We start from the raw sequence: 23,255 nt of genomic DNA, 5'->3' as shown, positions 1-23,255 counted from the left end.
TGTCCCTCCTTGGTGGGATTAACTTTTGTTCGATTTCGCGGTGCGGAATTTAATTCCGCATCTTGACGGCAGGGTTATTTTGAAGCACGGACGTTGTCAACGACTCCGCGCAAGAAGCAGATCAGGGATGAAGCGTACAGGAAAGAAGACTGCGACCGACCGGAATTTCGTCGTCGCGCTTTCCCGCGGACTGGACGTATTGCGCGCATTCGAACCCAATGACGGCCTTCTCGGCAATCAGGAGATCGCGGCGCGGACAAATCTGCCCAAGCCGACCGTGTCACGCCTGACCTACACGTTGACAAAGCTCGGTTATCTTGCGCCGGTTCCCCGCTTCGAGAAGTATCAGCTCACACCGGCCGCGATGTCGCTTGGCTATGCGGCGCTCGCCAATCTCGGTGTTCGGCATTTGTCCGAACCGTTCCGCGAGGAAGTGATGCGCGCGACCGGCGGCGCGGTCGCCGTCGGCGGCCGCGACCGCCACAGCATGATCTATTTCGGGCAGAGCCGCGGCAGCGAGACCGTCGGCGTTCAACTTGACGTCGGCTCCCGCGTGCCGATTGCAACCAGCGCGATGGGTCGCGCCTATTTCTGGGCGCTCGATGCCGACGATCGCGCAGAACTGTCGCGTCTGCTGCGCGAGCATTACGGCAGCCGCTGGCCGAAGATGCGCGACGGATTGGAACGCTCCGGCGAGACCGTGGCGAAATATGGCTTTGCGATTTCCGTCGGCGACTGGCACGACGACATCGGCGCCGCCGGCGTCGCGCTCAAGCTCAACGACGGAACCGGGCCCTACGCATTCAATTGCGGCGCGCCCGCATTCCGTTTCACGGAAGAGCGTTTGATCAACGACATTGGACCGCGTCTGCTTGCGATGGTAAGGAACATCGAAGCGGCACTCGGGGGTCTGATGCCGCATTCAAAAAAAGACGTCAGCAAAAAGCTGAAATCAGGAGGAAAAGTTGCGCGTGTGGCCGAGGGATTCAGATAGCCTTTGTCATCAGCGGGAGCGGTTCGCATCGCCCCTTCGCCCACTGATCGGTGTGGGCGAGACGAGATGACGCAGGCACAGCTCGCGCAGGGGACATCGCCCCTGCTCGCGGTTCGCGACGTCAGCGTCGTGTTCGGCGGCATCATCGCGCTCAACGGCGTGTCCTTCAACATGCACAAGGGGCAGATCCTCGGATTGATCGGCCCGAACGGCGCCGGCAAGACCACGCTCTTCAACTGCCTGTCGCGGCTCTACCAGCCGTCGTCCGGCGACATCCTGATGGAAGGCGTCAGCATCCTGTCGCGGCCGCCGCACCGGATCGCCGAGATCGGCATTGGCCGCACCTTCCAGAACGTGGCGCTGTTTCCGAACCTTTCGGTGATGGACAATGTCCGTGTCGGCGCCCATTCAAAGACCTCCAGCGACATCATCAGCGACTCCCTGAGATTGGCCTGGGTCCGGCGCAGCGAGACCAGCGTCAATAACAAGGTGCACGAAATCCTCGCTTATCTCGATCTCGAGGACGTCGCCCACACCGTGGTTTCCGGCCTGCCCTTCGGCACGCAGAAGCGCGTCGAGCTGGCGCGCGCGCTGGCGGCGGACCCGAAGATCCTGCTGCTCGACGAGCCCGCCGGCGGCCTCAATCACGAGGAAGTCCATGTGCTCGGCGACCTCATCCGCCGCATCCGCGACGATCGCCACATGACCGTGCTCCTGGTCGAGCACCACATGGGTCTCGTGATGTCGATCGCCGACCACGTCGTCGCGCTCAATTTCGGCAAGAAGCTCGCGGAAGGCACGCCCGCCCAGGTGCAGGCGGACCCCGACGTCATCAAGGCCTATCTCGGGAGCAAGGACCAATGACGACGCTGCTCAACGTCAAGGACCTGCGTGCCTATTACGGCCAGGTCCAGGCGCTCCATGGCCTGTCCTTCTCGCTAAACGAGGGCTCGCTCGTGACGCTGTTAGGGGCCAACGGCGCCGGCAAGACCACGACGCTGCGCGCGATCTGCAACATGGTGCGCTCGACCGGCGGCATCGAGTTCGACGGCAAGCCGCTGAACAACCGCTCCACCGAGAGCATCGTGCGGTTCGGCATTGCCCATGTGCCGCAGGGCCGCGGCACCTTCACCAACATGACGGTGGAGGAGAACCTCCAGCTCGGGGCCATCACCCGCAAGGACAGCGCCGGCATCGTCTCCGACATCGAGCGCATGTACGCGCATTTCCCTGTGCTGAAGCAGCGGCACACCCAGCAGGCCGGCACGCTCTCCGGCGGCGAGCAGCAGATGCTCGCGGTCGCCCGCGCGCTGATGCTGCGGCCGCGGCTGATGCTGCTGGACGAGCCCTCCTTCGGCCTCGCGCCGCTGGTGGTGCGCGATTTGTTCGGCATCCTCGGCAAGATCAACCGCGAGGACAAAGTGTCGATCCTGGTGGTCGAGCAGAACGCCCAGCTCGCGCTCGAGCTCGCCGACCAGGCCTATGTGATCGAGACCGGCCGCATCGTGATGTCCGGCAAAGCCAAGGACATCGCGAACAACGAAGAAATCCGCAAATCCTATCTGGGTTACTGAGGGAGCGGATGATGGCAAGGAATCACCCGCGCTCTCCGTACACCTCTCCCCAACGGGGAGAGGTCGATTTGCGCAGCAAATCGGGTGAGGGGCCGCAGCTTCACCGGAAGACCAAAACCCCTCACCCGGCGCTTCGCGCCGACCTTTCCCTGCGGGAGAGGTGGACGTTCGACGCCGTTGCAGTTCAAACCCAATCGGGCAAGTTTTAGGGAGCCGGGACGATGGAGCTTTTTACCAACCAAGTCCTGGCCGGCATCGCCACCGGCGCCATCTATGCCTGCATGGCGCTGGCCGTTGTCATGATCTACCAGGCCATCGACCATCTCAACTTCGCGCAAGGCGAGATGGCGATGTTCTCGACCTTCATTTCCTGGCAGCTGATGCAATGGGGCGTGCCCTATTGGGGTGCCTTTCTGATCACGCTGATCTTCTCGTTCATTGGTGGCATCGCGATCGAACGCATCCTGTTCAAGCCTCTGGCGAAGGCGCCGGTGCTGACCAACGTCGCCGGCTTCATCGCGCTGTTCGCGATCATCAACTCCTCGGCCGGCCTGATCTGGGACTTCACGATCAAGCAGTACCCGACCCCGTTCGGCTCCGCCCCGTTCCTCGGCAGCCAGCTGATCTCGACCCACCAGGCCGGCATGATCGGCGTCACCGTGCTGCTGCTGCTCGGGCTCTATTTCTTCTTCCAGTACACGCGGATCGGCCTTGCCATGCGCGCTGCCGCCTCGGTGCCTGAATCGGCGCGCCTTGTCGGCATCAACACCTCCTGGATGATCGCACTGGGCTGGGGCATGGCCTCGGCGATCGGCTCGATCGCCGGCATGCTGATCGCCCCGGTCGTGTTCCTGGAGCCCAACATGATGGGCGGCGTGCTGATCTACGGCTTCGCTGCGGCGGTGCTCGGCGGGCTGACCAGCCCGTTCGGCGCCGTGGTCGGCGGCTTCCTGGTCGGTGTCTTCGAGAATCTCGCCGGCACCTACATTCCCGGCGTCGGCAACGAGCTAAAGCTTCCGATCGCGCTCGCGCTGATCATCTCCGTCCTGGTCGTCAAACCCGCTGGCCTGTTCGGCCGGCACATCGTCAAGCGAGTTTGATCATGAGCGCAGTTGAAGATGTCGTAACGGAAGCGCCAGCCGTCGAGGCCGTTCCGAAACGGGCCATGACGCTGGGCACCGGCACCTCGCTGGTGGTGCTCGCGGCGTTGCTCATCGCGCCCGTCTTCGTCAAGAACTTCATCATCTTCCAGATGACGATGCTCCTGATCTACGGACTTGCGGTGCTGGCACTGAACATCCTGACCGGGGGCTCGGGCCAGTTCTCGCTTGGCCAGAGCGCGTTCTACGCCGTCGGCGCCTACACGACCGCAGTGCTGATGGAGCACTTCAACGTCAATTATGCGCTGACCTTGCCGATCGCCGGCGTGGTCTGCTTCGCCTTCGGCTTCCTGTTCGGGCAGCCGGCGCTGCGGCTCTCCGGGGTCTATCTCGCGCTCGCAACCTTCGCGCTCGCCACCGCGATGCCGCAGCTTCTGAAGCTGAACTTCCTCGAGCACTGGACCGGCGGCGTGCAGGGTCTCGTCGTCACCAAGCCGGACGCGCCGTTCGGCCTGCCGATGTCGCAGGACATGTGGCTGTACTACTTCACGCTCGTGGTCACGATCGCGATCTACATTTTCGCGGTGAACCTGTTGCGCTCCCGCTCGGGCCGCGCCTTCATGGCGATCCGCGACAACGAGATCGCGGCCTCCGCCATGGGCGTGGACGTCGCGCTCTACAAGACGCTGGCCTTCGGCGTCTCCGCAGCCATCACCGGTATCGCCGGCTCACTCGGCGCCATCGCCGTGCAGTTCGTGGCGCCCGACAGCTACACCATCACGCTCGCGATCTCGCTGTTCCTCGGCATGGTCGTCGGCGGCGTCGGCTGGCTGCCCGGCTCGATCGTCGGCGCGGCCTTCATCATCTTCGTGCCGAACATCGCGGAAGGCATCTCCAAGGGTCTCTCGGGTGCGGTATTCGGCGTGCTCCTGTTCCTCGTCATCTACCTCGTGCCGCATGGCGCAAGGCAGATCGCGATTCTGGGCCAGCAACTCGCTGGCAAGCTCAGAAAGAACTGAATCCCTCTCGTCAAGTCTGTCGTTTTAACCAAGGAGAACGAATTGCATTTTGGAAGAACACTGCGAGCCGCCGCGCTGATCACGGCAACGGCGGCCATTGCCCTCACCTCCGGCGCTGCACTCGCCCAAAAGAAATACGACACCGGCGCGTCCGATACCGAGATCAAGATCGGCAACATCATGCCCTACAGCGGTCCGGCGTCGGCCTATGGCATCATCGGCAAGACCGAAGAAGCCTATTTCAGGATGATCAACGACAAAGGCGGCATCAACGGCCGCAAGATCAACTTCGTCACCTATGACGACGGCTATTCGCCGCCGAAGGCTGTCGAGCAGGTGCGCAAGCTGGTCGAGAGCGACGAGGTGCTGCTGGTTTTCAATCCGCTCGGCACGCCGTCGAACACGGCGATCCAGAAATACCTCAACGCCAAGAAGATCCCGCAACTATTCGTCGCAACCGGCGCCACCAAGTGGAACGATCCGAAGAACTTCCCCTGGACCATGGGCTGGCAGCCCTCCTACCAGAGCGAAGCGCAGATCTACGCGAAATGGCTGATGAAGGAGAAGCCGGACGCCAAGGTCGCGATCCTCTACCAGAACGACGATTTCGGCAAAGACTACCTCAAGGGCACCAGGGACGGACTCGGCGCCAAGGCCTCGTCCATGATCATCATGGAAGAGAGCTACGAGGTCTCCGAGCCATCGATCGACGGTCATATCGTTAAGATCAAGGCCGCCAATCCCGACGTGCTGCTGATCTACACCACGCCGAAGTTTGCAGCCCAGACCATCAAGAAGACCGCCGAGCTCAGCTGGAAGCCGCTCCAGATCCTCACCAACGTGTCGATCTCGGTCGGCAGCGTGATGAAGCCGGCCGGCTTCGAGAATGCCCAGGGCGTGCTGTCTGCGGCCTATGCCAAGGATTCGACCGATCCGCAGTGGGCCAACGATCCCGGCATGAAGAAGTGGAACGAGTTCGTCGACAAGTACATGCCGGGTGCCGATAAGTCGGACACCAGCATGGTCTATGGCTATGGCGCAGCGTCGACACTGGCCAAGGTGCTGGAAATGTGCGGCGACGATCTGACCCGCGCCAACATCATGAAGCAGGCGGCATCGTTGAAGGACTTTGCTCCAGACACGCTGCTGCCCGGTGTCAAGATCAATACCAGCGCTACCGACTTCGCCCCGATTTCGCAGCTTCAGATGCAGCGCTTCAAGGGTGAGAAGTGGGAACTGTTCGGCGAGATCATCAGCGGCGACGTCGCCTCCGAGTGACACGCTGACGCGATAGCCGAGCCCTGAAGAAGCCCCCGCGAACGATCGCGGGGGCTTTTTGTTGACGGAAGGCGCCAATCTTGTTCAATGCGGCGCCGATCCATCTCGGGGTGGGAGAACAATGACCGCCGTTCGTTTTCAGGTTGCGGCCCTGTCGGCCGCGCTCGCATTGTGCACTGCAATGAGCAGCGAGGCGCTGGCGCAAAAGAAATACGACACCGGCGCGTCCGACACCGAGATCAAGATCGGCAACATCATGCCCTATAGCGGCCCCGCCTCCGCCTATGCCGCAATCGGCAAGACCGAGGAGGCCTATTTCAACAAGATCAATGCCGAGGGTGGCATCAACGGCCGCAAGATCAAGTTCATCTCCTATGACGACGCCTATTCGCCGCCGAAGACGGTGGAGCAGGCGCGCAAGCTGGTCGAGAACGACGGCGTGCTGCTGATCTTCGGCTCGCTCGGTACCTCCACCAACGGTGCAATCCGCAAATACATGAACGAGAAAAAGGTGCCGCAATTGTTCGTGGCGAGCGGCGCATCGAAGTGGAACGATCCCAAGCAATATCCATGGACCATGGGCTGGCAGCCGAGCTACACGAGCGAAGCGCGGATCTACGCCAAGTACATCATGAAAGCGAAGCCGGAGGGAAAGATAGGCGTGCTCTATCAGAACGACGATTTCGGCAAGGACTATCTGAAGGGGCTGAAGGATGGCCTCGGCACCAAGGCCTCGATGATCGTGCTGGAAGAGGCCTATGACACGTCGGAGCCGACGGTCGACGAGCACGTCGTGAAACTGAAGGCTGCCGGCGCCGACATCTTCATCAGCATCACCAGCCCGAAATTCGCCGCGCAGGCGATCAAGAAGGCGGCGGAGATCAATTGGCATCCAATGCAGATCATCTCCAACGTTTCGGCCTCGGTCGGCGGCGTGCTGGAGCCGGCAGGCCTCGAGATCTCGCAAGGCGTCCTGTCGGCGAGCTACACCAAGGACGGCTCCGACCCGCAATGGAACGCCGATGACGGCATGAAGAAGTTCTACAACTTCCTCGCCCAGTACGACCCCAAGGCCAACAAGCTCGATGCCGGCGTGGTGTTCGGCTATGCCGCCGCGCAGACCATGGTGAAGGTACTGCAAATGTGCGGCGACGATCTCACTCGCGAGAACGTCATGAAGCAGGCCGCAAGCCTGAAGGATTTCGAACCCGATACGCTGCTGCCTGGCATCAAGATCAACACCGCGCCGGACGATTTCGCCCCGATCGAGCAACTCCAGATGATGCGCTTCAGGGGCAAGAAGTGGGAGCTGTTCGGCGATATCATCTCCAGCGAGATCGGACGCTGAGCGCTGCAAACGCGGCAATTCAAAATAGCCTGCAATTTCCAAGACAACTTCTGCGCAGCTGATTGACGGCGCATCGCATCTCGCGCGCCGGAATATTCCGCATCCCCTCAAAAAAAGAGCGCGCCGCTGCGACAGCTCCGGCGGGGCGTTCTCCTTGCTGGCCGCCCGGGAAGGGTATTCAATGTGTGCCGAAGCGACGCGCAACGATCGCTTCCAATCAAGAACACGGCACATTCAAACCTACCTAGGGAGATCAAGATGCCTGCAATGCATGTGCGATTGGGGGCCCTCGTGCTGGCTGCAACCCTGTCCACGACAGCGTCCGCGCAGAAGAAATACGACACCGGTGCATCCGACACCGAAATCAAGATCGGCAACATCATGCCCTACAGCGGACCGGCCTCCGCCTACGGCGTGATCGGCAAGACCGAGGAAGCTTTTTTTCGCAAGATCAACGCCGAAGGCGGCATCAACGGCCGCAAGATCAACTTCATCACCTATGACGACGGCTACTCGCCGCCGAAAACGGTGGAGCAGGCGCGCAAGCTGGTCGAGAGCGACGAGGTGCTGCTCATCTTCAACTCGCTCGGCACGCCGCCGAACTCGGCGATCCAGAAATACATGAACCAGAAGAAGGTGCCTCAACTCTTCGTCGCCACCGGCGCCACCAAGTGGAACGATCCGCAGAACTCTCCCTGGACGATGGGCTGGCAGCCGAACTACCAGAGCGAGACCATCATCTACGCCAAATACATCCTGAAGAACAAACCGGACGCCAAGATCGCGGTGCTCTATCAGAACGACGATTACGGCAAGGACTATCTGAAGGGATTCAAGGACGGGCTCGGCGCCAAGGCGGCTTCGATGATCGTCATCGAGGACAGCTATGAGGTTTCCGAGCCGACCATCGACTCGCACATCGTGAGACTGAAAGCCTCGGGCGCCGACGTGTTCATGAACATCACCACGCCGAAATTCGCGGCGCAGGCGATCAAGAAGAACGCCGAACTCGGCTGGAAGCCGCTGCATTTCCTCAACAACGTCTCGGGCTCGATCGGTAGCGTGATCAAGCCGGCCGGGTTCGAGAACGCGCAGGACATCATCTCGTCGCAATATTTCAAGGACCCGACCGACGCGCAATGGAAGAACGACCCGGCGATGATCGCCTGGAACGAGTTCCTGGATAAGTACTATCCGGAAGCGAACCGCGCCGACGCTTCGGTCATGTATGCCTACATCGTGAGCCAGGGCCTCGTTCACGTGCTCAAGGCCTGCGGTGACAATTTGACCCGCGAGAACGTCATGAAGCAGGCCGCCAGCATCAAGGACTATGAGCCTGGCGGCCTGTTGCCGGGCATCAAGGTCAACACCTCGCCCACCGATTTCGCACCCCTCTCGCAGCTGCAACTGATCCGCTTCAAGGGCGAGCATTGGGAGCGATTTGGCGAGATCCTGAGCGGCGACGTCGGCGGCTAGCCTTAACCAGTCGCTAAAGATGTAACCCCAATCGACTAAAGACGAAGCCTCTGCGGCCTTGCCGCAGGGGCTTTTCCTTGAAGCTCTCGGACAAATCGTATTGAATTGCCGCAGCGTCACCAAAACAATCAAGCCAAGAAGAAGGACGCGCACACCAAGAAAATAGGGAGATAGGAATGCCCGCTGTCACCGGCAAATTTGCGGCCGCGTCACTGGCGCTCGCGCTCATTGCGACCTCCGCCTCCACTGCATCGGCCCAGAAAAAATACGATACCGGCGCGACCGACACCGAGATCAAGATCGGCAACATCATGCCCTACAGCGGACCGGCCTCCGCCTATGGCATCATCGGGCGGACCGAAGCCGCCTATTTCAAGAAGATCAATGACGAGGGCGGCATCAACGGCCGCAAGATCAATTTCATCAGCTATGACGACGCCTATTCGCCGCCAAAGACGGTGGAGCAGGCACGCAAGCTGGTCGAGAGCGACGAGGTGTTGCTCATCTTCAACTCGCTCGGCACGCCGCCGAACTCGGCGATCCAGAAATACATGAACTCGAAAAAGGTGCCGCAGCTGTTCGTCGCCACCGGCGCCACCAAGTGGAACGATCCGCAGAACTTCCCCTGGACGATGGGCTGGCAGCCCAATTACCAAAGCGAGACGCAGATCTACGCGAAGTACATCCTGAAGGAGATGCCGAACGCGAAGATTGCCGTTCTGTTTCAGAACGACGATTACGGCAAGGACTATCTCAAGGGCCTGAAGGACGGGCTTGGTTCGAAGGCCGCGAACATGATCGTAGCCGAGGAAAGCTACGAGACGTCGGAACCGACCATTGACAATCACATCGTCAAGCTGAAGGCGACGGGCGCCGATGTCTTCGTCAACATCACCACGCCGAAATTTGCGGCGCAGGCCATCAAGAAGAACGCCGAGATCGGCTGGAAACCGACCCACTTCCTCAACAACGTCTCGGCCTCGGTCGGAAGCGTGATCAAGCCGGCAGGCTTCGAAAACGCGCAGGGTATTATCTCGGCGGCCTATCTGAAGGACACCACCGACACGCAATGGGCCAACGACGCCGGCATGAAAGCATTTCTTGATTTCATGACGAAATACTTCCCCGAAGGCGACAAGACCGACGGCGGCACCATCGTCGGCTACGGCGTTGCGCAGACGCTGGTCCAGGTCCTGAAGAACTGCGGCGACGACCTGACGCGCGCGAATGTCATGAAACAGGCGGCCACCCTGAAGGACTTCCGCACCGAGGTGCTGCTGCCCGGCATCAAGATCAACACCTCGCCGACCGATTTCGCGCCGATCAGTTCGCTGCAGCTGCAGCGCTTCAAAGGCGAGCGCTGGGAGCTGTTCGGCGACGTGATCAACGCTGAAGCCGGCGGCTAGCCCTCTGAAACAGATGACGAGAACACCCCCTGCGCGGCTCGCGCAGGGGTTTTTGCTTGCGCGCCGATTATGATCACGCGATTGCATAATCCAATGATGGCAGAGGGCGCTTACGCTTTGGCGCCCGATGCGGTAGGCAGGGGAGCGGCGGTATCGCCGCCATCGCTTCGCCCGAGACCCTGCCCAAGGCCTTCGTCATGACCGACCGCCGTCCCCTGCTCCGCGCACTCTACGACGCTGCCGTTGCCGCCGCCCACCCCAACGTCGTGCTGGCGCCGCACCTGCGGCCCGCGCCCAAAGGACGGGTGATCTGCCTCGCCGCCGGCAAGGGCGCAGGCGCTATGGCCGCGGCCGCGGAGCGGCACTATCTCGACACCTTGAAGCTCGCGCCGGAGCGCCTCGTCGGCATCGCCACCACGCGCCATGGCTATGGCGTGCCGACGCGCCGCATCCGCGTGGTCGAGGCCGGCCATCCCGTGCCTGACGAGGCTGGCCTCAAAGGTGCGGCCGACACGCTCGCGCTCGCGGGCGAGGCCAGGCCGGACGATCTGCTTCTGGTGCTGCTCACCGGCGGCGGCTCGGCGAACTGGATCGCGCCGGTGGACGGCATCAGCTTCGCGCAGAAGCAGGCGGTCAACAAGGCGCTGCTGCGCTCGGGCGCGCCGATCGGCGAGATGAACACGGTCAGGAAACATCTGTCGCGGATCAAGGGCGGCCGGCTGGCGCGCGCCGGCAAAAATGCCGCCGAGATCGTCACGCTGGCGATCTCCGACGTGCCGCACGACGACCCTTCCGCGATCGCCTCCGGCCCGACCGTGCCGGATCCGACCACGCTTTCAGATGCACGTGCGATCGTGGCGAAATACAAGCTCGACATCGACGACGCCGTTCGCCGCGCGCTGGATGATCCCGCCAATGAAAGCTGCAAGCCCGGTGACGCCCCCTTCGCGCGCGCGCATTTCGAGCTGATCGCGCGGCCCAAGCAGTCGCTCGACGCGGCGGTGAAGCTGGCGCGCGAGTCCGGTTACGAGACCATCGACCTCGGCGCCGATCTCGAAGGCGAGGCCCGCGAGGTCGCTGCCGATCATGCCAAGCTCGCGCTGCAAGCGCGCGCGCAAGGCAGGCGCGTCGCGATCCTCTCCGGCGGTGAGCTTACGGTGACCGTGCGCGGCCAGGGGCGCGGCGGACCGAACCAGGAATACGCGCTGGCGCTCGCGGGCCTCTTGAAGGACACGGCTGGCATCTCGGCGCTGGCCGGCGACACCGATGGCGCCGATGGCGGCGCCGGCCATCCCACCGACCCCGCCGGCGCGCTGATCGACGCGGCCACGTTCGCCAAGATGAAGGCGCTGGGGCTTAAGCCAGAGGTCTATCTCGACAACAACGACGCGACCACGTTCTTCGAGGCGACCGGCGATCTGCTACAGCCCGGCCCGACGCTGACCAATGTGAACGATATCCGTGTGATCCTGGTGGATTGAGGTCGCTCTCCACACTGCGCTGTCATTCCCCGCCACCGGGCCTCGAATTCGGCGAATCCAGTACGCCGCGGCCTCTCGATTTAGCCGCGCCGGCTCTGGAATACTGGATCGCCCGGTCCCGGCTACGCTATAGCTTCGCCGGGCTCTTCAGTGTTGGGCCGGCGAAGCGTTAGCGAAGACGGCAAGCCGGGCCATGACAGCGGAGAATGTGGCTTGGGCTTGCCACGAGACGGCCCGGTTACGCGGTCCCGCCGCACCTCAAAACTCGTTGGCGATTTTCGCGAGCATCGCGAGCAGGGTTTCGCGGTTGGCCTGCCCGAGCAGGTCGTTGAGCCTCGCCTCGTGCTTGGTGGCGACGAGCTTCTTGGCGCGGGTCAGCACGGCCTTGCCCTTGTCGGTCAGGACCAGGATGTGCGAGCGGCGGTCATTGGTGGAGCGGATCCGCGCGCAAAGGTCGCGGCTTTCGAGATTGTCGAGCATGGCCACGAAGTTCGGCCGGAGAATGCCGAGGGTGGAGGCGATCTCGGTCTGGTTACGGCCCGGATTCTTCTCGACCAGCAGCAGCACCGAGAATTGCGCCGGCGTGAGCTGGAGCGTGGCCATGCAACGCAAAAAATTCTCGAACACCTTGAGCTGGGCCCGCTTCAAGACGTAGCCGAGCTGCTCCGAGAGCTCGCCGAGCTGAAGCGCCTCGGGCTGAGCCTCGGCGGCGTCCTTGCGGCCCTTGGCCGTGTCGGCCGGCTTTTCGGAGGACTTTTCAGCAGTTTTGGAAACGGTCATCGCCTCTTGCTCGTAATCCCGCTAAATTCGGCCCGATCGCCCGCGCCACGCTTGAGATTATATTTGATAATTGTTATGGATCATATCAAATATCGCCAGCGTTTTTCAATGGCTGTGAGCGGACCGTCCACCACAATGGGGGGACCGGTCCGTCATCTTTAGGGGGAGCGTCCGGTCTTGAATACCACCATCATGCTGTTCCTGGTGCAGGACGGCATCACTAATGGCGCGATCTATGCGCTGCTCGGCCTGGCGCTGGTGCTGGTGTTCGCCGTCACCCGCGTCATCCTCATTCCCCAGGGCGAATTCGTCACCTATGGCGCGCTGACCTATGCCTCGCTGGCGGCGGGCCAGATGCCGGGCACGGCAAAACTCGCGCTGGCGCTGGGCATCGGCGCCTTCGTCTTCGATCTGTTCGTGGCGCGCAAGGCGCTGCACGGGCGGCTGATCCTGCGCAGCATCGTTGCCAACATCGTGCTGCCGGCGATCGTGCTGGCGCTGACCGTTTACTTCGCCGCCCAGAAGCCCCCGGTGGCAATCTGCATCGCGCTATCGCTGGTGATCGTGGCGATGATCGGCCTGTATCTCTACCGGATCGCCTTCCAGCCGCTGGCGCACACCTCCGTGCTGGTGCTGCTGATCGCATCGGTGGGCGTGCACCTCGCGCTCCAGGGGCTGGGCCTTTTGTTCTTCGGCGCCGAAGGCCAGCGCGGACCGGCCGTGCTGTCCGGCGCCTTCACCGCGGGCGCGCTGCGCTTCACCGGCCAGAGCATCACCGTCTACGCCATCACCATTGCCTTCATCATCGGTCTCTGGCTGTTCTTCGGGCTGACACTCTACGGCAAGGCGCTGCGCGCCACCGCCGTCAACCGGTTAGGGGCACGGCTCGCCGGCATCCGCACCACGCTGTCAGGGCAGATCGCCTTCCTGCTGGCGTCCGTCATCGGCGCGCTGTCGGGCATCCTGATCGTGCCGATCACGACGCTCTACTACGATTCCGGCTTCCTGATTGGCCTGAAGGGCTTCGTCGCCGCGATCATCGGCGGCCTCGTCAGCTATCCCTTGACCGCCGTCGCGGCGCTGGTCGTCGGCATCGTCGAGGCGTTCTCGTCCTTCTATGCTTCCAACTACAAGGAGGTGATCGTTTTCATGCTCTTGATCCCGGTGCTGCTGCTGCGCTCGCTCGCCGCGCCCGCGGTCGAGGAAGAGAAGGACTGACGCGCGATGCAGAGCCGGCTTCCCATCCTCATCTTCGCGCTTGTCATGGCGGCGATCCCGTTTGTGCCCGGCATGCCGCCGTTCTGGATCGTGCTGCTCGACAATATCGGCCTTGCCGCCCTCGTCGCGATGGGCCTCGTGCTGCTGACCGGCGTCGGCGGCCTGACCTCGTTCGGGCAAGCGGCGTTCGTCGGCTTCGGCGCCTACACCACCGCGGTGCTGTCGACAAGCTACGGCCTGTCGCCCTGGCTGACGCTGCCGTTGTCGCTCGTGGTCAGCGGATCGCTCGCGGTGCTGCTCGGGCTGATCACCGTCCGCCTCTCCGGCCATTACCTGCCGCTCGGCACGCTCGCCTGGGGCCTCGGCCTGTTCTACCTCTTCAGCAAGCTGGAGTTTCTCGGCCGCAACGACGGCATCTCGGCGATCCCGCCGCTGTCGATCGGCGCGTTCAAAATGCTCTCTCCCGGGTCGATCTATTACGCAATCTGGGTCGCCGTCATCGTCTCGGCCCTGCTGACGGTGAACCTCTTGGACTCACGCACCGGCCGCGCCATCCGCGCGCTCCGGCGCGGCCATGTCGCGGCGGAAGCCTTCGGCGTGCACACGCCGCGCGCCAAGCTGCTGGTGTTCATCCATGCCGCGGTGCTGGCCGGCCTCTCCGGCTGGCTCTACGCGCATCTTCAGCGCGCGGTGAACCCGACGCCGTTCGGCGCCCAGGCCGGCATCGAATATCTCTTCATCGCGGTCGTCGGCGGCGCCGGCTATGTCTGGGGCGGCGTGCTCGGCGCGGCCATCGTCGTGGTGCTGAAGGAGGTGCTGCAAAGCTATCTGCCGCTGATCCTGCCCGGCTCCGGCCAGGTCGAGACCATCGTGTTCGGCATCATGCTGGTGGCGCTGCTGCAGCTCGCGCCCGGCGGCCTCTGGCCCTGGCTGATGTCGTTCCTGCCCGAGCGCACCACCGGCAGGAAGCCCGATACCTCGTTGAAGCTCGAATCACGCGCTCGCGCTGCAGGCCCATCCGGCATTCTGCTCCAGGTCGAAAAAGCGCGAAAGCAGTTCGGCGGCGTGGTCGCCGTCAACAACGTCTCCTTCGACGTCCAGGCCCGCGAGATTGTCGCGCTGATCGGCCCGAACGGCGCCGGCAAGAGCACGACGTTCAACCTGATCACCGGCGTACTGTCGGCGACCTCGGGCTCGATCTCGGTGCTCGGCAACAAGGTCGACAAGGCGCCGCCGCAGGAGATCGTCAAGCTCGGCATCTCCCGCACCTTCCAGCACGTCAAGCTCATCCCCGACATGACGGTGCTGGAGAACGTCGCGATCGGCGCGCATCTGCGGGGCCATTCGGGGCCGATCGCCTCGATGCTGCGGCTCGACCGTGCCGACGAGGCCAAGCTGCTTGCCGAGGCCGCCCGCCAGATCGAGCGTGTCGGACTTGCCGAGCAGATGCACCAGCTTGCAGGCTCGCTGTCGCTCGGACAGCAGCGCATCGTCGAGATCGCCCGCGCGCTCTGCGTCGATCCGATGCTGCTGCTGCTCGACGAGCCCGCCGCCGGCCTGCGCCATATGGAGAAGCAACGGCTCGCGACGCTGCTGCGCGATTTGCGCGACGGCGGCATGAGCGTGCTGCTGGTCGAGCACGACATGGGTTTCGTGATGAACCTCGCCGACCGCATCGTGGTGCTTGATTTCGGCACCAAGATCGCAGAGGGAACACCCGCGACGATCAAGAGCGATCCCGAAGTGATCAAGGCCTATCTCGGAGTGGCGGCATGAGCGCGCTGTTGTCCGTCACCGACGCACATGTCGCCTATGGCAAGGTCGAGGCCGTGCGCTCGGTCTCGCTCGAGGTCGGGGCCAACCAGATCGTCACCATCGTCGGCGCCAACGGTGCCGGCAAGACCACGCTGCTCTCGGCCATCATGGGCATTTTGCCGCTCAAGGGCCGCGTCGCCTTTGCGGGCCAGGATCTGGCGCAGCTCGATATCGAGGACCGCGTCGCGATGGGCCTCGGCCTCGTTCCCGAGCACCGCGAATTGTTCGTGACCATGAATGTCGAGGACAATCTCGAGCTGGGCGCCTTCCGCATCGAGCGAAGCAGGGCGAAAGCCTCGATGGAGCGGGTCTACGCGCTGTTTCCGCGGTTGAAGGAGCGGCGCAAGCAGCTCGCCGGCACACTCTCCGGCGGCGAGCAGCAGATGCTCGCGATGGGCCGTGCGCTGATGGGCGAGCCGAAGCTCCTGATGCTGGACGAGCCGAGCCTCGGCCTCGCCCCGATCATCGTCGCCGACATTTTCCGCATCGTCACCGAGCTCCGCGCCAGCGGCGTCTCCGTCCTACTGGTCGAGCAGAACGCGCAGGCCGCGCTGAAGATCGCGGACCAGGCTTATGTGATGGAGCTCGGCGAGTTCGCGCTCAGCGGCAAGGCCAGCGAGATCGCGGCAAACGAGCGCGTCGCAGCCAGCTATCTCGGCTTCCAGCACGAAGGCGAGAGTGCGATCTAGATTCGAAGGGCTTCGGCATACTTGCTGTCATCGCCCGCGAAAGCGGGCGATCCGGTATGCCGAGACGGTTGTGATTGAACCGAGGGGCCGCGGCGTACTGGATGCCCCGCCTTCGCGGGCATGACAGCGGAGGGTGCTGCGAAATCCGTGCCTAACGGCCCGCCGCCTTCTCTTTCAGCGCCGCCACCTCCGCTTCCAGCTCCGCGATCTTGGCATCCCTCGCCGCCAGCGCAGCGGCCACATCCGCCGCATCGAACTTCTGCGGGATGTGCTGCGGGCAGTTGGTGTCCCACGCCGCGATCTTGAACAGGATCACCTGCTCCGGCCGCGCGCGATAGCCCTTCGGCATCAGCGACGCGATCAGCGCCTCGTCGTCCTCGACGACGCGCGCCTCACCCCAGATCTTCACCCGGCGGCGATGGGCGTAGTCCATCACGAAGATGTAGGCCTTGGGATTCTCCGAGAGATTACCCTGGGTGATGAACTGCTGGTTGCCGGCATAGTCGGTGAAGGCGAGCGTCTGCTTGTCGAGCACCTTGAGAAATCCCTTCGGGCCGCCGCGGTGCTGGATATAGGGCTGGCCGTCCGCCGAGGCAGTGGCGAAGTAAAAGCTGTTGGCCTCAGTGAGGAACGCCGCGAGGTTGTCGTCGACCTCGGTGCGCCAGCCGCGCTGCTCGGCGCGGGCATAGGCCGCTCGCGAGCCCTTGCGCGCCTGGATCGCCTTCACCGCCGGCGAGAAGGCGACGTCGCTGGCATAGGTGTGGGCTGCTGTCGTCATCGGAACGTCTCCTGAAATCCGGCGCATTCTTCCGTCTTTCGCCAGCTAAGATGGCCTTGCCAGCCGCCAGAACAATCTGGTCGCTTGACACTTCACCGTTGCAATATATGCAATAATGCCATGGATCGCCTGGAAGCCATGCACGTCTTAGTCACCGTCGCCGATTTGCGCGGCTTCGCGCCGGCGGCGCGCAAGCTGCGCCTATCGCCATCAGCGGTGACCCGGCTGATCGCGGCGCTGGAGGAACATCTCGGTGCGCGACTGTTGCAGCGGACCACGCGACAGGTGACGCTGACCGACGTCGGCACCCGCTATCTCGAGCGCGCCCGCCGCATCCTCGCCGACGTCGAGGAGGCCGACGGCTCGGCGCGGCAAGAGCGCAACCGGCCGAGCGGACGTCTCGTGGTGTCGGCGCCGGTCGGCTTTGGCCGGCTCCATGTCGGACCGGTCATGACCGCCTACCTCAAGCGCTATCCCGAAGTCACAGCCGAATTGCGGCTGTCCGACAACCTCGTCAATCTCGTGGAAGACGCCATCGATGCCGCCGTCCGCATCGGCCATCTCGCAGACTCTTCACTCGTCGCGCGCCAGGTCGGCGAGATGCGGCGGATCGTGGTGGCCGCACCCGGCTATCTCAAACGTCACGGCGAACCCAGGACGCCGGAGGCCCTCGTCTCGCACCAGACCATCCAGTTCGGCCCTTGGTCCGCATGGCGCTTCCTGCGCGACGGCCGAGACATCGAGGTGACCGCGGCCCCCCGCTTTATCAGCAACAGCGCCGACGCGGCGCTGCAATATGCCGAGGGCGGCGGCGGCGTGACGCGGGTGCTGGCCTATCAGGCCGCCGAAGGACTGAAGCGCGGGCGGCTCAAAATCGTGCTGGCGAAGTATGAGCAGCCGGCACTGCCGATTCACATCGTCTATCCGACCTCGCGCCTGCTCTCGGCCAAGGTGCGCGCCTTCATCGATCTCGTGGTGGAGACGACGGACTGGAGATTCGGATGATGACTGTCATTCCGGGGCGGTCCGCGGGACCGAACCCGGAATCTCGAGATTCCGGGTTCTCGCTTCGCGAGCCCCGGAATGACGGTCATCCCTCTTCGGCACCACGCGGAACGTCCCGCTCGCCCGTGCGATCACGGTGTCGTCGGACTTGATCAGGCACTGTGCGAAGCAGATCGTCTTGCCGGTCTTGATCACGTCGCTCTCGATCGAACACCATTGGCCGATCTCGGCGGAGCCGACGAAATCGACCGAGAGCGAGACCGTCACGAACGACGTGGTCCAGCCCGTCGCCTGCGCGCAGCTGTAGCCCATGGCATTGTCAGCGAGCGCGGTGATGAGGCCGCCATGGATCAGGCCGCGGCCGTTGGTGTGCGGCTTCGCCAGCCGCAGGCCGATGATGACGGACTTGTCGGTCTTCTTCGCGTAGAGCGGCTCCCAGGGCTCGGTGAGAGGGCTCTTGCGAAAGAGCGGCTCGAAGCCAGCAGGGATATCGGTTGCGGTCATGGCTGTCTCGCGTTGCTGATCGTTGGCATTGAACGCGATGGACGTGACGAACGCATCACCTACAAAGTTTTAAACGGGATTTGCGCGGGCGTTTGAAACGATCCCGCCCTCACTGCGAGGAGCCCTTGCGACGAAGCACCCCAGACTGTCTCCGCGAAGAAAATTTCTGGCTTGCTTCGCGGAGCCTGTCATCGGGCCGCGCTTCGCGCGGACCCGTTGGCGCGCAATGACGATGTGGACGCACCGTCCTAGAACGGCAGCCCCACATAATTCTCCGACAGCGACGTCATCGCGGCCTGCGAGTGCGTGACGTAATCGAGCTCGGCGAGCTGGATTCGAGCGCCGATGGTGCCAGTGTCGGGGAATTTGTGCAGCATCGAGGTCATCCACCAGGAGAAGCGCACGGCCTTCCAGACCCGCGCCAGCGCCTTGGCGGAATAGGCGTCGATCCCGGCGCAGGATTTCTCGTCATAGAATTCGCGCAGCGCGCTCGACAGGTAATGCGCGTCGCTCGCGGCGAGGTTCAGCCCCTTGGCCCCGGTCGGCGGCACGATGTGCGCGGCATCGCCGCACAAAAACATCCGGCCAAAGCGCATCGGCTCGGCGACGAAGCTGCGCAGGGGCGCGATGCTCTTCTCGATCGAAGGACCGGTGACGAGGCTGTCGGCCGCCTCCTGGTCGAGCCGGCGCTTCAATTCGTCCCAGAACCGCTCGTCCGGCCATTGGTCGACATGGTCCTCGAGCGAGCACTGCACATAATAGCGGCTGCGCTTGGTCGAGCGCATGGTGCACAGCGCAAAGCCGCGCGCGTGATTGGAATAGATCAGCTCGTGGCTGACAGGGGGCGTTTCGGACAGAATGCCGAGCCAGCCGAACGGATAGACCCGCTCGAATTCCTCGAGCGCCGTGGCCGGGACACTGGCGCGGCTGACGCCGTGAAAGCCGTCGCAGCCGGCGATAAAATCGCACTCGATCGTGTGGGTGATGCCGTCCTTGACATAGGTGACGCGCGGGTGAGCACCGTCGAAATCATGCGGCTGCACGTCCCTGGCCTCGTACACCGAAATGAGACCTGCAGCCTTGCGCGCATTCATCAGGTCGAGCGTGACCTCGGTCTGGCCGTAGATCATCACGGTCTTGCCAGTCGCGGCCTTCATGTCGATGCGGTGACGGCGGCCGGAGAAGGCGAGCTCGATGCCCTCATGCACCAGGCCTTCGGCATGTGCCCGCGATCCGGCGCCGATCTGGTTGAGCAGCGCAACGGTCCCCTCCTCCAGCAGGCCGGCGCGGATGCGGCCGAGCACATAGTCTGGGCTCTGCCGTTCCAGAATGACATTGTCGATGCCATATGTGTGCAGCAGTTGCCCAAGCAACAATCCGGCCGGTCCTGCCCCGATGATTGCGACTTTTGTCCGCAATACTTGCTCCTTCCGATGCTGTAGGCTTTCGTCGCGGCCTGCTTGTCGCGGCGGCCGGCTGACGATAATTATATCATATAATCGTTGAGCAAAAGGGGAGCGGTCGTCGTCGCAGCGCGACAAATCCATGCAAACATGGCTGACGTAGATGGCGGCGCGGCCAGGCATGCGTCAGTTCCGGCTTGAACACGCCGGCCAATTAGATAACATGTTAATTAATGAGACCGGGGCCGTCGAAGCCCGCCGTCGAAAACAGGGAGAGACGCGTGATGAGGAAAGCCTGTCTGGCGTTGCTGCTGGCAGCAAGCGTGACGCCTGCGCTCGCGCAGGACAAGACCTTCGATTTGAAGATCTCGCACTGGGTGCCGGCCTCGCATCCCCTACAGAAATCGCTGGAAGACTGGGCGGCCGCGGTCGAGAAGGACTCCGGCGGCACTATCAAGGGCAAGGTGTTTCCGGCCCAGCAACTCGGCAAAGCCTTCGACCATTACGACATGGCGCGCGATGGCATCGCTGACGTCACCTATGTCAATCCGGGGTACCAGCCCGGCCGCTTCCCAATTATCGGCGCCGGCGAGCTGCCGTTCCTGATCTCGGACGCCAAGGGCGGCTCGATGGGGCTGGATGCCTGGTACCGCAAATATGCCGAGAAAGAGATGAAGGACGTCAAGTATTGTCTCGCCTTCGTCCACTCGCCCTCCTCCTTCCACTCGCGCACCAAGAAGATCGTGGTTCCCGATGACGTGAAGGGCCTGAAGATCCGTCCAGCCCACGCCACCATGGCGAATTTCGTCACCTCGCTCGGCGGCACCAATGTGCAGTCCTCCGCGCCCGAAGTGCGCGACATCATCGAGCGCGGCGTCGCTGACGGTGTCACCTTCCCCTGGGGCTCCCTGGTGCTGTTCGGCATCGACAAGGTGACCAAATACGACATGGAGGCGCCGCTCTACACCACGACCTTCGTGTTCGTGATCAATAAGGACAAGTACAATGCCATGTCCGACAAGCAGAAGGCCGCGATCGACAAGAATTGCACGGTCGAAATGGCAGGCGCGGTCGGCGAGCACTGGGGCAAGTTCGAGGACGCCGGCATCGACAAGGTAAAGGCGGAATCGAGCCATGAGGTCTACAAGCTCACGGGCGAGCAGACCGCGGCCTGGAAGAAGGCCGCCGAGCCGCTGGTGAAGACCTGGAGCGACGGCGCCAAGAAGGCCGGTGCCGATCCGGATGCAGCCCTTGCGGATCTGAAGGCCTCGCTGAAGAAGTATAACGCGCTGGCCGAGTGATGCGCTGTGGCGGCGCACTCGCTGCACCTCTCCCGCTTGCGGGAGAGGTCGGCGCCTAGCGCGGGTGAGGGCTCTCTCCTCTTGGGGTCCTCAATTGTGGAAGCACCCTCTCCCGTAGCCGATGCTCCGCATCGGCGTTGTCTTCAAGAACGGCGGCCGAAGGCCGCCTATGCCTCCCCCGCAAGCGGGGGAGGGAGCGCAGCTCCATTACGGGCACATCTCGAACTCGTCGGAAGGACTCTTTCCCCATGAAGCGCGCCTGGATGGATCGCTTTATCGACTCGATCGAATGGATCGCGGCCGGCTTTGTCGGCCTCGTCGCACTCGACATCTTCCTGTCGGTGCTGCTGCGCAACACGCTAAACTATTCGATTCCCGACAGTTTTGATATCGGCCGCATGCTGCTCGGCATCCTGATCTTCTGGGGCATCGCGGCGACCTCCTATCGCGGCACCCACATCACGGTCGACCTGGTCTGGGGCAATGTCGGGCCGCGTTATCAGCGCTGGATCGACGTGTTCGCAACGCTGGTGCTGCTGTTCGTCGTCACGGTGCAGACCTGGACGCTGTTCGACAAGGTGCGCGGCACCTACAACGACAACGTCCAGACTTTCGACATGCACATGCCGACCTGGCCATTCTTCGCGATCGCATGGATCGGCGACGTCTCCGCCGTGCTGCTGATCGCGATTCGCACCTACCGGCTGATCTTCCATCCCGAAGAGATGCACGATCCCAAAATCAAGGCGACGGAGTGATCATGAGCACCGATGCCGTCGCCGTAATCGGCTTCGTTTCCCTGTTTGTCCTGATGCTGCTGCGCGTGCCCGTCGGCATGGCCATGGGCCTCGTCGGCGTCTCCGGCTTCTCCTATCTGGTCGGCGCGACGCCCGCGCTAAAGCTGGTTGGCCAGACTTCGATGCGCACGGTCACCGACTACACCTTCGGCGTCATTCCGATGTTCCTGCTGATGGGTTCCTTCGTCAGCAATTCCGGCATGAGCCGCGAGCTATTCCGCGCCGCCAATGGCTTCGTCGGGCATCTGCGCGGCGGGCTCGGCATCGCCACAGTCGGTGCCTGCGGCGGCTTTGCCGCGATCTGCGGCTCCTCGGTCGCAACCGCCGCGACCTTCTCCGCCGTCGCCTATCCGGAGATGCGCCGCTTCGGCTATCCACAGTCCTTTGCCACCGGCGTGATCGCGGCCGGCGGGACGTTAGGTGCGATGTTGCCGCCCTCCACCGTGCTCGCGGTCTACGGCATCATCACCGAGCAGGACATCGGCAAGCTCTTCATCGCCGGCATCATCCCGGGTCTGCTCGCGATGACCATGTACATGATCACGATCGGCCTGATCGGCTATGTCAGGCCTGACTTCCTGCCCAAGGGCAAGGTGCTGCCGTGGCGTGAACGCTTTGCCGGATTGAAGGACATCTGGGCGCCGGTGCTGCTGTTCGTGTTCGTCATCGGCGGCCTGTACGGCCTGCCGTTCCTGCCGCGCTTCACCCCGACGGAAGCCGGCGGCGTCGGCGCCACCGGCGCCTTCATCATCGGCGTGCTGACCGGCCGGCTCGACCGCGAGAAGGTGCTGGCCTCACTGCTGCAGGCGACGCGCACCGCGGCCGCGGTGTTCACGGTGCTGATCGGCGCGCTGATCTTCGGCTACTTCCTGACGGTGACGCAGACGCCGCAGAAGGTCACGGAATTCCTCACCGGGCTCGGCCTCGGTCCCTACGGCGTGCTGGCGCTGATCATGGTGATGTATCTGGTGCTCGGCTGCCTGATGGACGCCATGGCGATGATCATCCTCACCGTGCCGATCATCTTCCCCGTGATCATGCATCTTGGCTTCGACCCGATCTGGTTCGGGGTCATCATCGTCATGACCGTCGAGCTTGGCCTGATCCATCCGCCGGTCGGCATGAACGTCTTCGTCATTAAGAGCGTGGTGAAGGACGTCTCCTTCTCCACCATCTTCAAGGGCGTGATCCCGTTCGTGGCGACGGATTTGGTGCGCCTCGTGATCCTGATCGCCTTCCCGCTGCTGGCAACCTGGCTGCCGACGCGGATGATGGCGCATTGACGAGGT

General features: G+C 63.2%; 20 protein-coding genes and 1 pseudogene. 17 read left to right on the top strand and 4 right to left on the bottom strand.

Features of this window, described 5'->3' with window-relative positions:
- Nucleotides 1-127 precede the first annotated feature (127 nt).
- The 10 genes from IVA87_RS22365 to IVA87_RS22320 all read left to right on the top strand — a co-directional run bounded on the left by IVA87_RS22365 (nt 128) and on the right by IVA87_RS22320 (nt 11,676).
- A complete protein-coding gene (locus IVA87_RS22365) occupies nt 128-994 on the top strand; it encodes an IclR family transcriptional regulator (protein ID WP_247277870.1) in 867 nt (288 codons plus the stop codon).
- Between the two features lie 66 nt (nt 995-1,060).
- Nucleotides 1,061-1,858 carry an ABC transporter ATP-binding protein gene (locus IVA87_RS22360; protein ID WP_247294586.1) on the top strand — a complete coding sequence of 266 codons (798 nt, stop codon included), beginning with the start codon at nt 1,061-1,063 and terminating at the stop codon, nt 1,856-1,858.
- Nucleotides 1,855-2,568, top strand: coding sequence for an ABC transporter ATP-binding protein (locus tag IVA87_RS22355; protein ID WP_247277872.1), 714 nt, complete (start codon nt 1,855-1,857; stop codon nt 2,566-2,568). Before IVA87_RS22360 ends, IVA87_RS22355 begins: the two co-directional genes overlap by 4 nt.
- Nucleotides 2,569-2,789: 221 nt before the next feature.
- Nucleotides 2,790-3,668, top strand: a complete 879-nt coding sequence (locus tag IVA87_RS22350) for a branched-chain amino acid ABC transporter permease (RefSeq protein WP_247277873.1) — start codon at nt 2,790-2,792, stop codon at nt 3,666-3,668.
- Nucleotides 3,669-3,670: 2 nt separating this feature from the next.
- Entirely contained in the window at nt 3,671-4,687 is a 1,017-nt protein-coding gene (locus tag IVA87_RS22345; RefSeq protein ID WP_247294583.1) for a branched-chain amino acid ABC transporter permease, read from the top strand.
- Between the two features lie 42 nt (nt 4,688-4,729).
- The gene (locus IVA87_RS22340) at nt 4,730-5,965 is read left to right on the top strand and encodes an ABC transporter substrate-binding protein (protein ID WP_247294580.1); all 1,236 of its coding nucleotides are present in this window, start codon (nt 4,730-4,732) and stop codon (nt 5,963-5,965) included.
- Between the two features lie 121 nt (nt 5,966-6,086).
- Nucleotides 6,087-7,313: an ABC transporter substrate-binding protein gene (locus IVA87_RS22335; protein WP_247294579.1), complete on the top strand. Its 1,227-nt coding sequence runs from the start codon at nt 6,087-6,089 to the stop codon at nt 7,311-7,313.
- A 258-nt stretch (nt 7,314-7,571) separates the two neighbouring features.
- Nucleotides 7,572-8,789, top strand: a complete 1,218-nt coding sequence (locus IVA87_RS22330) for an ABC transporter substrate-binding protein (RefSeq protein WP_247334980.1) — start codon at nt 7,572-7,574, stop codon at nt 8,787-8,789.
- 176 nt (nt 8,790-8,965) lie between these two features.
- Nucleotides 8,966-10,195 (top strand): ABC transporter substrate-binding protein, encoded by a 1,230-nt coding sequence (locus IVA87_RS22325; protein WP_247294574.1) that lies wholly within the window; start codon nt 8,966-8,968, stop codon nt 10,193-10,195.
- A 197-nt stretch (nt 10,196-10,392) separates the two neighbouring features.
- Nucleotides 10,393-11,676 carry a glycerate kinase gene (locus IVA87_RS22320; protein ID WP_247294571.1) on the top strand — a complete coding sequence of 428 codons (1,284 nt, stop codon included), beginning with the start codon at nt 10,393-10,395 and terminating at the stop codon, nt 11,674-11,676.
- A 258-nt stretch (nt 11,677-11,934) separates the two neighbouring features.
- Here the strand turns inward: IVA87_RS22320 and IVA87_RS22315 are convergent, their stop codons facing one another.
- Nucleotides 11,935-12,456, bottom strand: a complete 522-nt coding sequence (locus tag IVA87_RS22315) for a MarR family transcriptional regulator (RefSeq protein ID WP_247294568.1) — start codon at nt 12,454-12,456, stop codon at nt 11,935-11,937.
- Nucleotides 12,457-12,633: 177 nt separating this feature from the next.
- Here IVA87_RS22315 and IVA87_RS22310 point away from each other — a divergent pair, with 177 nt between their 5' ends.
- From IVA87_RS22310 to IVA87_RS22300, 3 genes are read left to right on the top strand one after another with little or no spacing between them, the layout of a single operon-like run.
- A complete protein-coding gene (locus IVA87_RS22310) occupies nt 12,634-13,674 on the top strand; it encodes a branched-chain amino acid ABC transporter permease (protein WP_247277881.1) in 1,041 nt (346 codons plus the stop codon).
- Nucleotides 13,675-13,680: 6 nt separating this feature from the next.
- Entirely contained in the window at nt 13,681-15,450 is a 1,770-nt protein-coding gene (locus IVA87_RS22305; RefSeq protein WP_247294566.1) for a branched-chain amino acid ABC transporter ATP-binding protein/permease, read from the top strand.
- The gene (locus IVA87_RS22300) at nt 15,447-16,178 is read left to right on the top strand and encodes an ABC transporter ATP-binding protein (RefSeq protein ID WP_247294563.1); all 732 of its coding nucleotides are present in this window, start codon (nt 15,447-15,449) and stop codon (nt 16,176-16,178) included. Before IVA87_RS22305 ends, IVA87_RS22300 begins: the two co-directional genes overlap by 4 nt.
- A gap of 151 nt (nt 16,179-16,329) precedes the next feature.
- Here IVA87_RS22300 and IVA87_RS22295 read toward each other — a convergent pair whose 3' ends face one another.
- The gene (locus IVA87_RS22295) at nt 16,330-16,956 is read right to left on the bottom strand and encodes a pyridoxamine 5'-phosphate oxidase family protein (RefSeq protein WP_247294560.1); all 627 of its coding nucleotides are present in this window, start codon (nt 16,954-16,956) and stop codon (nt 16,330-16,332) included.
- 120 nt (nt 16,957-17,076) lie between these two features.
- On the opposite strand from IVA87_RS22295, the gene IVA87_RS22290 reads away from it, so the two are divergent.
- Nucleotides 17,077-17,961, top strand: coding sequence for a LysR family transcriptional regulator (locus tag IVA87_RS22290; RefSeq protein WP_247294559.1), 885 nt, complete (start codon nt 17,077-17,079; stop codon nt 17,959-17,961).
- Nucleotides 17,962-18,051: 90 nt separating this feature from the next.
- Here IVA87_RS22290 and IVA87_RS22285 read toward each other — a convergent pair.
- Nucleotides 18,052-18,465, bottom strand: a pseudogene (locus tag IVA87_RS22285) (PaaI family thioesterase); the annotation flags it as partial.
- Nucleotides 18,466-18,713: 248 nt separating this feature from the next.
- Nucleotides 18,714-19,883, bottom strand: coding sequence for a 4-hydroxybenzoate 3-monooxygenase (gene pobA, locus IVA87_RS22280; protein WP_247294558.1), 1,170 nt, complete (start codon nt 19,881-19,883; stop codon nt 18,714-18,716).
- Between the two features lie 269 nt (nt 19,884-20,152).
- Here pobA and IVA87_RS22275 point away from each other — a divergent pair, with 269 nt between their 5' ends.
- From IVA87_RS22275 to IVA87_RS22265, 3 genes are all read left to right on the top strand, one after another.
- On the top strand, nt 20,153-21,169 hold the full coding sequence (locus IVA87_RS22275; protein ID WP_247277891.1) for a TRAP transporter substrate-binding protein: 1,017 nt from the start codon (nt 20,153-20,155) through the stop codon (nt 21,167-21,169).
- 248 nt (nt 21,170-21,417) lie between these two features.
- Nucleotides 21,418-21,927 carry a TRAP transporter small permease gene (locus IVA87_RS22270; protein ID WP_247277892.1) on the top strand — a complete coding sequence of 170 codons (510 nt, stop codon included), beginning with the start codon at nt 21,418-21,420 and terminating at the stop codon, nt 21,925-21,927.
- 2 nt (nt 21,928-21,929) lie between these two features.
- Nucleotides 21,930-23,249: a TRAP transporter permease gene (locus IVA87_RS22265; protein ID WP_247294557.1), complete on the top strand. Its 1,320-nt coding sequence runs from the start codon at nt 21,930-21,932 to the stop codon at nt 23,247-23,249.
- The last annotated feature ends 6 nt before the right edge of the window (nt 23,250-23,255 follow it).

It is taken from the genome of Bradyrhizobium sp. 147 (assembly GCF_023073935.1).
Classification (GTDB): Bacteria; Pseudomonadota; Alphaproteobacteria; order Rhizobiales; family Xanthobacteraceae; genus Bradyrhizobium.
This window is presented reverse-complemented; position numbering and strand designations above follow the sequence as displayed.